Origin of the sequence: Kitasatospora sp. RG8 (genome assembly GCF_017813315.1) — a bacterium.
Taxonomy (GTDB): Bacteria; Actinomycetota; Actinomycetes; order Streptomycetales; family Streptomycetaceae; genus Kitasatospora.
This window is the reverse complement of the sequence record NZ_JAGIYX010000005.1, coordinates 197023-210011: the sequence shown is the minus strand read 5'-3', so window position 1 is coordinate 210011 and position 12989 is coordinate 197023. Positions and strand designations below refer to the sequence as shown.

General features: G+C 72.5%; 11 protein-coding genes. 4 read left to right on the top strand and 7 right to left on the bottom strand.

Annotated features, from left to right (window positions below):
• The first annotated feature begins 38 nt into the window (after nucleotides 1–38).
• Together J5Y04_RS10805 and J5Y04_RS10800 are read left to right on the top strand one after the other, a co-directional pair.
• A complete protein-coding gene (locus J5Y04_RS10805; protein WP_209411870.1) occupies nucleotides 39–1304 on the top strand; it encodes a TerD family protein in 1266 nt (421 codons plus the stop codon).
• 68 nt (nucleotides 1305–1372) lie between these two features.
• Nucleotides 1373–1864, top strand: a complete 492-nt coding sequence (locus J5Y04_RS10800; protein WP_209411728.1) for a GNAT family N-acetyltransferase — start codon at nucleotides 1373–1375, stop codon at nucleotides 1862–1864.
• 12 nt (nucleotides 1865–1876) lie between these two features.
• Here J5Y04_RS10800 and J5Y04_RS10795 read toward each other — a convergent pair whose 3' ends face one another.
• A complete protein-coding gene (locus J5Y04_RS10795) occupies nucleotides 1877–2569 on the bottom strand; it encodes an RraA family protein (protein ID WP_209411727.1) in 693 nt (230 codons plus the stop codon).
• A 149-nt stretch (nucleotides 2570–2718) separates the two neighbouring features.
• Here J5Y04_RS10795 and J5Y04_RS10790 point away from each other — a divergent pair, with 149 nt between their 5' ends.
• Entirely contained in the window at nucleotides 2719–3312 is a 594-nt protein-coding gene (locus J5Y04_RS10790; RefSeq protein WP_209411726.1) for a Uma2 family endonuclease, read from the top strand.
• Between the two features lie 77 nt (nucleotides 3313–3389).
• Here J5Y04_RS10790 and J5Y04_RS10785 read toward each other — a convergent pair whose 3' ends face one another.
• From J5Y04_RS10785 to J5Y04_RS10770, 4 genes are all read right to left on the bottom strand, one after another.
• On the bottom strand, nucleotides 3390–4319 hold the full coding sequence (locus J5Y04_RS10785) for a proline dehydrogenase family protein (protein WP_209411725.1): 930 nt from the start codon (nucleotides 4317–4319) through the stop codon (nucleotides 3390–3392).
• 114 nt (nucleotides 4320–4433) lie between these two features.
• Nucleotides 4434–6062 (bottom strand): L-glutamate gamma-semialdehyde dehydrogenase, encoded by a 1629-nt coding sequence (gene pruA / locus J5Y04_RS10780; protein ID WP_209411724.1) that lies wholly within the window; start codon nucleotides 6060–6062, stop codon nucleotides 4434–4436.
• A 149-nt stretch (nucleotides 6063–6211) separates the two neighbouring features.
• Nucleotides 6212–7504, bottom strand: coding sequence for an NAD(P)/FAD-dependent oxidoreductase (locus J5Y04_RS10775; protein ID WP_209411723.1), 1293 nt, complete (start codon nucleotides 7502–7504; stop codon nucleotides 6212–6214).
• Nucleotides 7501–8097, bottom strand: a complete 597-nt coding sequence (locus J5Y04_RS10770; protein ID WP_209411722.1) for a PadR family transcriptional regulator — start codon at nucleotides 8095–8097, stop codon at nucleotides 7501–7503. Before J5Y04_RS10770 ends, J5Y04_RS10775 begins: the two co-directional genes overlap by 4 nt.
• A gap of 146 nt (nucleotides 8098–8243) precedes the next feature.
• Here J5Y04_RS10770 and J5Y04_RS10765 point away from each other — a divergent pair, with 146 nt between their 5' ends.
• Nucleotides 8244–9863, top strand: a complete 1620-nt coding sequence (locus J5Y04_RS10765; protein ID WP_307853046.1) for a helix-turn-helix domain-containing protein — start codon at nucleotides 8244–8246, stop codon at nucleotides 9861–9863.
• A gap of 128 nt (nucleotides 9864–9991) precedes the next feature.
• Here J5Y04_RS10765 and J5Y04_RS10760 read toward each other — a convergent pair whose 3' ends face one another.
• Nucleotides 9992–11473, bottom strand: coding sequence for an alkaline phosphatase PhoX (locus tag J5Y04_RS10760; protein WP_209411721.1), 1482 nt, complete (start codon nucleotides 11471–11473; stop codon nucleotides 9992–9994).
• Nucleotides 11474–11698: 225 nt separating this feature from the next.
• Complete coding sequence (locus J5Y04_RS10755; RefSeq protein WP_209411720.1) at nucleotides 11699–12892, bottom strand: hypothetical protein; 1194 nt, start codon at nucleotides 12890–12892, stop codon at nucleotides 11699–11701.
• Nucleotides 12893–12989: the final 97 nt, after the last annotated feature.

The following is a 12989-nucleotide window of genomic DNA, read 5'->3' as shown; positions in this document are numbered from 1 at the left end:
GTGCCACCGCATCCGAGGAGGAGTTCGTGTCCACGGTCCTGACCCAAGGCGGCAACGCCCCGCTGACCGCCGCGCGGGTGACCGTCGAGGTCACCGCACCCAAGGCGCTGGACGTCTCCGGCCTGCTGCTGACCGACGCCGGAAAGGTCCGCTCGGACGCCGACTTCGTGTTCTTCAACGCCCCGCAGGGCCCCGGCGTCACCCACCGCCCGGCCTCCGGCGGCGCCCCGGACGCCATCACCATCGACACCGCCGCGATCCCGGCCGGCATCACCAAGATCGTGGTCACCGCCAGCCCCGACGAGGCGGGCGCCACCTTCGCCGGCATCGAGCCGACCGCCACCGTCCGCGACACCGCCACCGGCGAGGTGCTGGTCACCTTCACCCCGCCGCAGCTCGGCCGGGAGACCGCACTGATCGTGGTCGAGGTCTACCAGCGCAACGGCGCCTGGAAGGTCCGCGCCGTCGGCCAGGGCTACGCCAACGGCCTGGCCGGCATCGCCACCGACTTCGGCGTCACCGTCGACGACGAGCCCGCCCCGGCGGCCGCCGCCCCCGTCGCCGCACCGGCTGCCCCGGCCGCTCCGGTCACGCCCGCCGCACCGGTAGCGCCGCCCGCTCCCCCGGCCGCACCGTCGGCTCCCCCCGTCGACCCGCGGGTGGCCCTCGCCGGCAACCCGCCCCCGGCCCCCGCCGCCGCGCCCGCCGCGCCGCCGGCCTCCCTCACCAAGGTCACCCTGGACAAGGGCCGGGTCAGCCTCACCAAGGGCGGCTCCGTCTCCCTGGAGAAGAACGGCAAGCCCTTCCTCTCCTCCGTCCGGATGGGCCTCGGCTGGGAGCCCGCCGGCCGCGGCCGCAACATCGACCTGGACGCGTCCTGCATCGCCTTCGACGCTCAGCGCGAGAAGCTCGACACCGCCTGGTTCATGAAGCTGGGCATCTTCAACGGCGCCGTCGCCCACTCCGGCGACAACCTCACCGGCGAGGGCGGCGGTGACGACGAGTCGATCACCGTCCACCTCAACGGCCTGCCGCCCGAGGTCTGCGGCCTGGTGTTCGTGGTGAACTCCTTCTCCGGCCAGAAGTTCACCGAGGTCAAGAACGCGTACTGCCGCCTGGTGGACGCCGGTTCGGGCCAGGAGCTGGTCCGCTTCGACCTCACCCAGTCCGAGCCGCACACCGGCGTGGTGATGTGCAAGCTGGTCCGCCAGTACTCCGGCGAGTGGGTGATGACCGCGGTCGGCGAGTACGTCGACGCCAAGACCGCCCGCGCCATGGTCAAGCCGGCCGCCTCGATGCTCTGACGGCGGCGGTGGCCGGACGGCGGGGAAAGCTGTTGCCTTCCCCGCCGTCCGACCGTGATCATGTCGCCATGCTGATCAGGGAAGCCACCACCGAGGACTGGCCGGCCGTCTGGCCGTTCTTCCACACCATCGTCTCCGCCGGGGAGACCTTCACCTTCCCGCTCGACCTGGGCTTCGACGAGGGCCGTGGCTGGTGGCTGCTCCCCGAGCCCAACCGCACGGTGGTCGCGGTGGACGAGGAGACCGGCGCGGTCCTCGGCAGCGCCAAGATGAACCGCAACCACCAGGGCAACGGCTCGCACATCGCCAGCGCCAGCTACATGGTCGACCCGGCCCACTCCGGCCGCGGCGTCGGCCGGGCCCTCGCGGAGTACACCATCGACTGGGCGCGCCGGGCCGGCTACCGGGCGATGCAGTTCAACGCCGTGGTCGCCTCCAACGAGCACGCGGTGAAGCTCTACGAGTCGCTGGGCTTCACCGTCATCGGCACCCTCCCCGAGGGCTTCCGCCACCCGACCGAGGGCTACGTCGGCCTGCACATCATGCACCGGGCACTCTGAACTCCCCTGCCGCTACTCCTCGATGGCGCCGCCGATCCGCCGCAGGTGCTGCCGGAAGCCGTACGACGGGTCGGCGGCCCGGCGCGCCAGGTAGTCGTCGAAGGCGGTCTGCCGTCGCAGTGTTTCGCCCGAGCGGATCCGCTCCGCCTGCGCGCGCTCGGTCCGCGCGATCCCGGCGGCCGTCTCCACCACCTCGTCCACCCGCGCGGCCGGGACGAACAGCACGCCGTCGGCGTCGCCGAACACCACGTCCTCCGAGCCCACCAGGTGCGGCCCGAACCGTGCCGTGACCAGTGCCTCCGGCTCCCGCGCGTCCAGCCGCACCGGGCCGAGCGGCAGGCTGCCGTAGCTGAACACCGGCAGCCCGATCTCCACCAGCTCCGAGGTGTCCCGGTGCAGGCCCCACACCACCAGCCCGGCCACCCCGGCGGCCCGCGCCTCCAGCACCGCGAGGTCCCCGACGCAGGCCTCGTCCGTCCGGCCGCCGTTGTCGATCACCAGCACGTCCCCCTGCCCGGCCGCGCCGTACGCCTCCAGGAAGACGTCCACGCTCCCGTAGTGCCGCGCCGGCAGCACCCGCCCGGCGATCCGGCTCCCCGGCACCACCGCCCCGACGCCCGCCGGCGCCGCCCGCAACCCCACTCCGAGCCGCACGCACGCATCCGCCACCAACGGCGTCGACAGTTCCGCGAAGGCCTTCAGCATCCCAATTCCTCTCACAGGAAGCCCGGTTCACCAGCCCAACGATGCCAGGGCGACCGACGCTCTCACCCCGTCGGATGAAAAAGAGGCGTGCCCGGCATAACGGCCGCGAACCCGCTACTAGCGTGACTCGCACCTGAAGGAGGGGCATCATGAGTGCTGTGGCGCATGAGCAACCGATCGCGGACTCTCCATCGCAGGAGAACATCCTGCTGGAGGGCTTCCTGAGCCTGCACTCCCCCGAGGGCTTCCGGGCCGAGCTCATCGAGGGAGAGATCATCGTGGCACCACCGCCGGACGGCGATCACGAGGACTACATCAGCCACCTGGTCAAGCAGGTGGTCCGATACTCCGCAACCGACATGAGTATCTCCGGTGGAAAGGGTCTCCGTCTGGTGAGCGGTGGGCTCTGCCCGAAGAACCACGTCATCCCGGACGCCACCTTCGCCCCCGAGGAACTCCGCCTCTTCCGCGGAGCCCCCTCCTGGATGGAGCCGGACGGCGTGGCCATGGTCGCCGAGGTCACGTCCGGCAAGCCCGACCAGGACCGGATCACCAAGCGCCACTGCTACGCCCGCGCCGGGATCCCCCTCTACCTGCTCGTCGACCGCGAGAAGTCGCAGGTGAGCCTCTTCGGTAAGCCGCACCGCGACGAGTACACCGAAGTGCATCTCGCCGCCTTCGGCGAGACGCTGGCCCTCCCCGCGCCCTTCGAGTTCGAGCTGGACACCAAGCCCTTCCTGTAGGCCGGCAGGCCGGAACGGACGAACGGCCCGCACCCCCCTTCCACAAGGGGTGCGGGCCGTTCGCGGTTCTGCGGACCTCAGCCGCGCGTCGCCATGGCGCGCAGGAAGAAGGTCAGGTTGGCCGGGCGCTCGGCGAGGCGGCGCATGAAGTAGCCGTACCACTCCTGGCCGTAGGGCAGGTACACGCGCATGGTGTTGCCCTCGCCGGCGAGGCGCAGCTGCTCCTCGGGACGGATGCCGTAGAGCATCTGGTACTCGAAGGAGTCGCGCTTGCGGCCGTTCCACTGGGCGAGCTGGCCGGCGATCTTGATCATGTTGGGGTCGTGCGAGGCGATCATCGGGTAACCCTCGCCGGCCATCAGCACCTTGAGGGCGCGGACGTACGCGAGGTCGACGTCGTGCTTGCCCTGGAAGGCGACCGACTCGGGCTCCTTGTAGGCGCCCTTGCAGAGGCGCACGCGGGAGCCGGCGCCGGCGAACTCGCGGCAGTCGGCCTCGGTGCGGCGCAGGTAGGCCTGGAGGACGACGCCCAGCCAGGGGAAGTCGGCCCGCAGCTCGCGCGCGATGGCGAGGGTGGAGTCCGTGGTGGTGTGGTCCTCCATGTCGAGGGTCACCGTTGTGCCGGCGTCGGCGGCGGCCTCGCAGATCCGGCGGGCGTTCTCCAGGGCGATCTTCTCGCCGTCCACGGGCAGGAACTGGCCCACGGCGGACAGCTTCACCGAGACCTCGGCGCCGGCGGCGAGGCCGGTGTCCTTGAGGGCGGCGAGCAGGTGCTCGTACGCCTCGGCGGTCCCGGCGGCCTGGGCGGCGTCCTGGGTGTCCTCGCCGAGGTGGTCCAGGGTGACCTTGCGGCCGGTGGCGACCAGGTCGTCGCACGCGGTGACGGCGTCGTCGAGCTGCTCGCCGGCGACGAAGCGCTCGACTATGGCGTGGGTCGGCGGGAACTTCTCGACCACGGTGCGGACCTGCGGGGAGCGGGAGGCCGCGAGGAGGGCGGAACGGAGCATCGTGACTCCTGGAGCTGGTGCTTCTAAGGGTGGCAGAAAGCGGGCGGCGGACCAGGGGGTGGGGTCCGCCGCCCGGGTGCGCCCGGCTGCGGGACCGGGCGCGGGAAGGGGCACTCAGCCCATGTGCGGGTAGCGGTAGTCCGTCGGCGGGACGAAGGTCTCCTTGACCGAACGGGTCGAGGTCCAGCGCGCCAGGTTCTGCTTGGCGCCGGCCTTGTCGTTGGTCCCGGAGGCCCGGCCGCCGCCGAAGGGCTGCTGGCCGACGACCGCGCCGGTCGGCTTGTCGTTGATGTAGAAGTTGCCGGCCGCGTTGCGCAGCTTGAGCATCGCGTGCTGGACGGCCTCGCGGTCCTGGGCGATGATCGCGCCGGTCAGGCCGTAGGCGGACACCGACTCCATCTGCGCCAGCATCTCGTCGTACTTCTCGTCCTCGTAGACGTACACGGCGAGGATCGGGCCGAAGTACTCGTCCTTGAAGTACTCGCTCGCCGGGTCCTGGCAGACCAGCACGGTCGGGCGGACGAAGTAGCCCACCGAGTCGTCGTACGTGCCGCCGGCCAGCACCTCGACCTGCGGGTCGGCCTGGGCCCGGTCGATGGCGGCCTTGTTCTTGGCGAACGAGCGCTCGTCGATGACGGCCGACATGAAGTTCGACAGGTCGCTGACGTCACCCATGGTGAGGCCCTCGACCTCGTCGCGGAACGCGTCCTTGAGGCCGGCCCAGAGCGAGGCCGGGACGTAGGCGCGCGACAGGGCGGAACACTTCTGGCCCTGGAACTCGAAGGCGCCGCGGGTCATCGCGGTCTTCAGCACGGCCGGGTCGGCGGACGGGTGGGCGACCAGGAAGTCCTTGCCGCCGGTCTCGCCGACGATCCGCGGGTAGGTGCGGTAGCCGGCGATGTTGTTGCCGACCTCGCGCCACAGGTGCTGGAAGGTGGCGGTGGAGCCGGTGAAGTGGATGCCGGCCAGCGACGGGTGCTTCAGCGCGACGGCGGAGACGTCCAGGCCGTCACCGGTGACCATGTTGATGACGCCCTTGGGCAGCCCGGCCTCCTCCAGCAGCTGCATCAGCAGGTGCGCGGAGAACTGCTGGGTCGGGGACGGCTTCCAGAGCACCACGTTGCCCATGAGCGCCGGCGCGGTCGGCAGGTTGCCGGCGATGGCGGTGAAGTTGAACGGGGTGATCGCGTAGACGAAGCCCTCCAGCGGGCGGTGGTCGCTGCGGTTCCACACGCCGTCCGAGGAGATCGGCTGCTCGGCCATGATCTGGCGGGCGAAGTGCACGTTGAAGCGCAGGAAGTCGACCAGCTCGCAGGGGGTGTCGATCTCGGCCTGCTGGGCGGTCTTGGACTGGCCGAGCATGGTGGCGGCGGCCAGGGTCTCGCGCCAGGGGCCGGCCAGCAGGTCGGCGGCCTTGAGGAAGATCGCGGCCCGCGAGTCGAAGGAGAGCGCCTGCCAGGCCGGGGCGGCGGCCAGGGCAGCGTCGATGGCGTCCTGCGCGTCGGCCTGGGTGGCGTTGCGCAGCGTACCGAGCCTCGCCGCGTGGTTGTGCGGCTGGACGACGTGGATTTCGGTGCCGCCGCCGAGGCGGCGCTCACCGTTGATCGTCATGGTCAGCTGGACCGGCTCCTGGCCGCCCAGCTCCTTCAGCTTGGCCTCCAGGCGGGCCCGTTCCGGGCTGCCGGGGGCGTAGCTGTGGACCGGCTCGTTCACCGGCGCGGGGACCTGGGTCACAGCATCCATGAGCGCACGCTCTCCTTCGGTTCATGGGGGGATGCCGACGTGGGTCGCACGTCGGCCACAACCCGAACGCTATTCCTGCACCGGGCCCCACTTGATTGGCCTGGCGGCTAAAGTCCCCCGTACGGCGTTGTCCGCCCCGACGAAGAGGGTCACGCCGCGGTCACGGCCCGCCCCTGACGGCCCGTCGTGCCGGGGGCCACCGGGAGCACCCGCCGGTCCCAGTCGATCCGGTACCCGTGCACCGGCCGCAGCGTCTTCTCGGGGCTCATGAAGGTCCGCATCGCGATCGGCGCGATCACCTTGAACAGCATCCGCCCGACCGGCCCGGAGGACTTCTGGCTGTTGGTGCGCGCCGCGTCGGCGGCGATCTTCCTGACCCGGGGCCGGCGCATCGCCTCGTACGCGGCGAAGGCGGCGGTGTGGTCGGGCAGGTCGCGCAGGCAGCGGGCGAGTTCGACGGCGCTCTCGACGGCCAGCGAGACGCCCTGGCCCGAGCTGTTGGACGGGGCGTGCACCGAGTCGCCGACGAGGACCATCCGGCCGCGGTACCAGTGCGGCACGGACGGCATGATCTCCAGCCGCGGGAAGACCTCCATGGTGGTGGCGTCGGCGACCCGCAGCACCTCCCGGGCGGGCAGGTCGTCGGCGTGCAGGTCGCGGCAGCGGCGCAGCCACTCCTCCTGGCCGACGGCGCGGACCTGCTCCAGGCCGAGCGGCTCGGGCTGCGGGATGTTGCTGAACCAGGCCGTGCCGCTGCCGTCCGCGAGGCCCCAGTAGCCGAAGAAGGCCCGGGCGCCGTTGGCGAAGTGCACGGACTCGCCGCGCCCGGCCCGGCCGGGCAGCCGGTAGGGGCTGTAGCCGCCGATGCCGAGCAGACCGGTGTACTCGGCGGCGGGTGCGGCCGGGTCGATCAGGGTGCGGACGGTGGAGCCGGTGCCGTCGGCGCCGATCAGCAGGTCGCCGGTGGCGGTGGTGCCGTCGGCGAAGCGGGCGGTGATCCCGTCGGGGCCCTCCTCCGCGCCGACCAGCCGCTTGCCGTACCGGACCTCGATGCCGCTCTCGCGCAGCCGCTGCTGCAGCACCTCGTACAGCTCGGCGCGGCGCATCAGCCGGCCGCGCGGGAGGTCGGCGAGGCCGCTGAACTCGGCGAGGACGCGGCCCTTGCCGTCCTCGATGACCATCGGTCCGACCGGCTGCCCGATCCGGCCGACCTCCGCCTCCAGCCCGACGGTCGCCAGCGCGCCGAGCCCGTTGGGGGCGATCATGAAGGTGCCGCCGATCCCCTCGGCGGAGGTCCGGTACGCCTCGAAGACCTCCGCCTCGATGCCGGCCCTGCGCAGCGCCAGCGCCGTCACCGGTCCGGCGATGCCGCCGCCGACGACCAGCGCCTTCCTGGTGGTGCGGGTGGTGCCGGTGTTGCCCTCAGTACTGGTGGCGCTCATTCCAGGCTCCTCAGGAACTCGTGCAGGGTCCGGGTGAAGTCCGGATCCCCGAGCTGGGCGATGAGGCGTTCGGTGTAGCGCCGCTCGGCCTGCAGCAGCGCCAGGGCGTACTCGTCCTCGATGACGAACATCGGGTGGACGTCCATCCCGGCGGCCTTGTGCAGCTGGGCGCGCTCGGCGTCGATCCGCGCGTCCAGCGCTTCGAGCCGGCGCCCGAGCAGCTCGGCCGCCTCGGCGGGCGGGACCACCACGAGCAGGCACAGGGCCACGCCGAAGGACGGGTACTCCTCCTGCGGTTCGGCGATCCACTCGCGCATCCAGTCGTCGAGTTCCGCCTTCCCCTCGGGCGTGAGGGCGTAGACGGTGCGCTCCGGCCGCTGGGTGTCGCGGACGGTCTCCTGCTCGGCGACGAACCCGGCCTTCCGCAGCTGCTCCACGACCATGTACAGCGAGCTGCGGTTGTACTTGATGTTGCGGTCCTTGCCGTGTTCCTGGAGCCGGCGCCCCATCTCGTACGGGTGCATCGGCTCGGCCGTGAGCTCGGCCAGGACCGCGAGGGCCAGCGGGTTCGACACCTTGCGTCGCTTCGCCATGAGAACGTTCCTCATCACTTGGTCAGTACTGACTATCCATTCTCGGATAGTCAGGGTCAACTATTCAGGATCGACGAACCTCAACTCTGTCCGCCCGGCTAAAATCGACCAGACGCCGTTGTCCGAACGGATGAAGGAGGTCCAGAGTGACCACGCCCGGCCTCCCGCCCACCTCCGGGCTCCCGCTCCGTCAGCTGCTGATGTCCCTCGGCGAGCCGCTGGTCGAACTCCAGGCCGCCCCCCACGGGTTGGACGTCCCGGTCCGCGACGTCGCGATCCTCGACCCCGAGGACCCGCCCGCCGCCGCCCCCGGCGAACTCGTCCTCGCCATCGGTGCCCGCGGCCGGGCCGCACTCCCGGCACTGCGCGCGGCCGGCCGGGCCGGTGCGGCCGCCGTCGCGGTGAAGCTGGACGCGCCCGGCCAGGCCGACGCCCTGCGCGAGGCGGCCACCGAGGCGGGCGTCGCCCTGCTCTCCGTGCGCCGCGAGACCCGCTGGGAGCACCTCGACTCGCTGGCCCGCGCGGTCATCGCCGGACCGGACGCCCCGGACGCGCCCGGCGCCCCCGAGCACAACGCGGGCGACCTCTTCTCCCTCGCCCAGACCGTCGCCGTGCTCACCAACGGCATCGTCTCGGTCGAGGACACCTCCAGCCGGGTGCTGGCCTACTCCCGCTCCTCCGACTCCGACGAGGTCGACGACCTCCGGCGGCTCTCCATCCTCGGCTGGCAGGGCCCCGAGCCGTACCTGTCCAAGCTCCGCGAGTGGGGCATCTTCCAGCACCTGCGCACCTCGGACGCCCCGATCGCGGTCGAGCCGCACCCCGAACTCGGCCTGCGCCGGCGCCTGGCCATCGGCATCCGGGCCGGCGCGCAGCCGCTCGGCACCATCTGGGTCCAGGAGGGGGCCCAGCCGCTGGCCCCGCTCGCCGAACAGGCCCTGGTCGGCGCGGCCCGGGTGGCGGCGGCCCAGCTGGTGCGCCGGCGCCGGGAGCTCTCGGCGGACGTCCGGCTGACCCAGACCCTGCTCACCGGCCTGCTGGAGGGCTCGACCGGCCCCCAGTCGCTCGCCACCCACCTCGGCCTGGACCTGCGCCGCCCGGCCACCGTCCTGGCGTACAGCGCACGGACCACCGAGGCACTCACCCGCGCCGAGGTGACCGGCCTGATCTCGGTGCACACCGCCGCCCGGCACCGCGCCGCCCTGCTCGCCCCGATCGAGTCGCGGGTGTACGTGCTACTGCCGGAACTGCCGGCCGGCCTGCCGATGACGACGGTCCGCGACTGGGCGCAGGAGGTGGTCGAGGCGGCCCGGGACCACCTGGGCGTCCCGCTGCGGGCGGCCATCGGCTCGACGGTGGACGGCCTGGCCCAGGTGCCCGACTCCCGGGCGCAGGCGGACCGGATCCTGGACGCGATGGGCCGCGGCGGGGTGGAGCTGGAGGTCGCCGCGCTGATCGACGTCCAGGCGGAGGTGCTGGTCAGCGAGATGCTGGCGCTGCTCCAGGAGCGGAGCGGCCTGCGCGACCCGCGGCTGACCGCGCTGGCGGCGTACGACCGCCGCCACGGCACCCGGCTCGCCGAGTCGGTGCTGGCCTGGCTGGACGCGCTCGGCGAGGTCCGGGTCGCGGCGGACGCCCTGCACATCCACCCCAACACCCTGCGCTACCGGGTCCGCCGGGCCGAGCAGCTGACCGGCATCGACCTGGCCCAGCCGCAGCAGCGGCTGCTGGCCATGCTCCAGCTCCGGCTGCCCGCGGACGCCTGAGACCCGCTGAGCGCCGCCGGGACCCGCCGGGACCCGCGAACGGCTGAACCCCACGGACAGCTGAAATACCTACGGACAACCGGAAAGGGGCCCGCCGGAGCAGGCCCCTCACCGTCAGGCCGTCAGGCTCACTGACCGTAGCCCTGGCCGCGCTTGTGCTCGTTCAGCCGGTGCCACGGGCCGGTGATGGCCAGCTGGATGCCCGGGGTCTGGATGTTGGCGAACAGCGTCTTGCCGTCGTCCGAGAAGGTGACGCCGGTGAACTCGCTGAACTCCGGCTTCTCGGCGCTGCCGATGTTCAGCTCGTTGCGGGCGATCGGGTAGGTCAGCCCGTCCTCGGTGGCGCCGAACAGGTGCGAGACGCCCTCGCCGTCCTCGGCGATCACGATGCCGCCGTACGGCGAGACGGTGATGTTGTCCGGGCCGTCGAAGTTGTCGTGGTCGCCCCAGACGTCGGTGTTGACGCCGAGCAGCACCTTCAGGGTGATGGTGCGCCGGACGGGGTTGAAGAACCAGACCTGGCCGTCGTGCTGGAGCGGGCTCTCCGAGCGGGCGAAGCTGGAGACGAAGTAGAAGCCGCCGTCACCCCACCACATGCCCTCCAGCTTGCGGGCGCGGGTGACCTCGCCGTCCTTGAACTGCTTGCGGATGGAGACCGTCTGCGCGTCGCGGTCCTGGACCTTGACCCAGTCCACGCCGTAGGTGGTGCCGACCTTGGTGGCGCGCGAGAGGTCGTCGACCAGCTTGCCCTGCGCGTCGAAGACCTTGAAGGCCTCCAGCACGCCGGCGTCGGCGGCGAGCCCCCGCAGCTGGTAGCGGCCGTGCTTGAAGCCGGCCGGCGGGGTCCAGCGGAAGAGCAGGCCGTTGGGGTTCGAGGCGTCCTCGGTCAGGTAGACGTGGCCGCGCTTCGGGTCCACCACGACGGCCTCGTGCGCGAACCGGCCGAAGGCCTTCACCGGCTGGGGGTTCTGGTTGTACTCGTCGTCGAACGGGTCGACCTCGAAGATGTAGCCGTGGTCCTTGGTGAAGCCGTTCTTGCCGGCCTTGTCCTCGGTCTCCTCGCCGGACAGCCAGGTGCCCCACGGGCTCACGCCACCGGCGCAGTTGGTGGCGGTGCCGGCGATGCCGACCCACTGCTCGACCTTGCCGTTGGCCTTGGCGTGCACGATGGTGCAGCCGCCGGCCGCGCCCGGGTCGTAGACGTGGCCCTCGATCAGCGGCACCGGGTGCGGCCAGTTGGCGCGGGCGCCGCCGAGCTCGTGGTTGACGACCAGCAGGTTGCCGCCGCGCTCGTCCTCGAAGGCCGAGGTGCCGTCGTGGTTGCTCGGGGTGAACTCGCCGGTGCGCAGCTTGGTGACGCCGGCCCGGTTCACCACCGTGTACTTGAAGCCCTTGGGCAGCGAGAGCAGGTTCTCCGGGTCCTTGACCAGCGGGCCGTAGCCGACGGCGGCACGCTCGGCGTCGGCGGTCGCGGCGTCCTTCACCTCGCCGCCGACGGGGGCGGCGATCGCACCCGGGGCGCTGGCCAGGGCCTCGGCGCTGCCGGCGATCAGGACGCCGGCCCCGACGAGGGTGGAACGGTTGACGAAGTCCCGGCGGGACAGCGACATGGAGTCACTCCTGAGAGGTGGGCCGCCGACCGGGCGGGCCCGGTACGTGGCGTGCGAGGTGTCGAGGCTGGTCGCCGACGCCCAGCAGACTCCGCCGGTACGGTGAACGCACGGTTAATCCGATGCCTCGTCAGCGTGGTCATTTGCCGACCGTATTCGAACCCATGACCCGTTCTTTGCCGTGAGCACCACAGGTCACGGCCCCGCCGGGCCGCGCCGACGCCGTCACCGCCGTGCGCGTGCCGCCCGCCACTGCTCCCAGGCCGCGAGCCAGAGCTGCTCCCCGAGCCGCTGTTCCTCCCCGCAGTCACCCTCGCCGCCCTGCCGGTTGCGCCACACCCGCTCCCAGGCCCGCTGCGCCGGCAGGCTGGCCACCTCGCTGGCGAACACCGTGTAGCGGATCACCTCCTCGACGGCGGCCTCCCCCTCCGGCGTGCCGACCACCCACTGGGTCTGCAGCGAGAGCCGGTTGAGCTGGTTGACCATCGCCGTCACGGCCGCCACCGCCTCCTCCCGGGTCTCCGAGGCGAGCCGCATCTGCTGGCGCACCGCGGCCTCCCGGCGCAGCGCGCCGGCCTCGCCGCGCAGCCCGCGGGGCAGCCGGGGCGTCCGCCCGGCCCGCACCTGCCCCTCGATCGCGGCGGACTCGGCGATGCCGTGCGCGATCACCGCCCGGTGCGCCTCCAGCCCGGCCGCCGGGGCGAGTTCACGCTCCTCGACGGGGACGTACCGGCCGCGCCGGGAGGCGAGCGAGCGCAGCAGCGCGGTCCGGCCGCGCAGGTAGCGCTCGACGTCCGCTACCGGGGCCAGCTCGACGCCGCCGGGCGCCACCCCGCGCCCGCAGACGGTCACGGCCATCCCGTCCACCCACAGCCGCACGGCCCAGACCGGCCCGGCACCGGGCCTGGGGCAGACGCCGGGGAGGGCGGCCTCCGGGCGGTCCCAGAGCTCGCGCCGGTCCTCGTACACCTCGACCGCCTGCGGCTCGCCGTCGACGGTGATCCACTCGCGCAGCGCCCGGACCCGTCCGGGGCAGTCGCCCTCGTCCACGCCGAGCTGCTCGTAGACCCGGTCGCGCTCGTCCTCGACCACGTCCTCCAGCTCGGGCAGGGCGCCGGGCCGGTCGGCGCCGGGCCGGTGGGTGCGCACGGTGACGTACGGGCCGTCGGCGGAGGTCCAGTCGCCGGAGCGGACCTCGACCCAGGAGAGCAGGCCGTCCGAGGTCTCGAAGGCGGCCAGTGCGTCGCCCTCCGGGCCCACCCCGGTGGCGACCCCGTACACCGGGAAGTCGGCCGCGGCGAGGGTGCGGCGGGCGAAGTCCTCCTGGTCGGCGAAACGGTCCTCGCGCGCCCGCGCCTCCACCCGCCCGGGCCCGTCCCCTCGGAGACCGTCCTGCCTGCCACCGCTCTCCCGCGTCATCCCGCGCCGCACCCCCGAATCCTCACCGCTCCCGCGCGTCTGCCGGACACGATACGTGGCCCGACCTGCCGGGTCATCAGCTCCTTTGCCCCGCCGG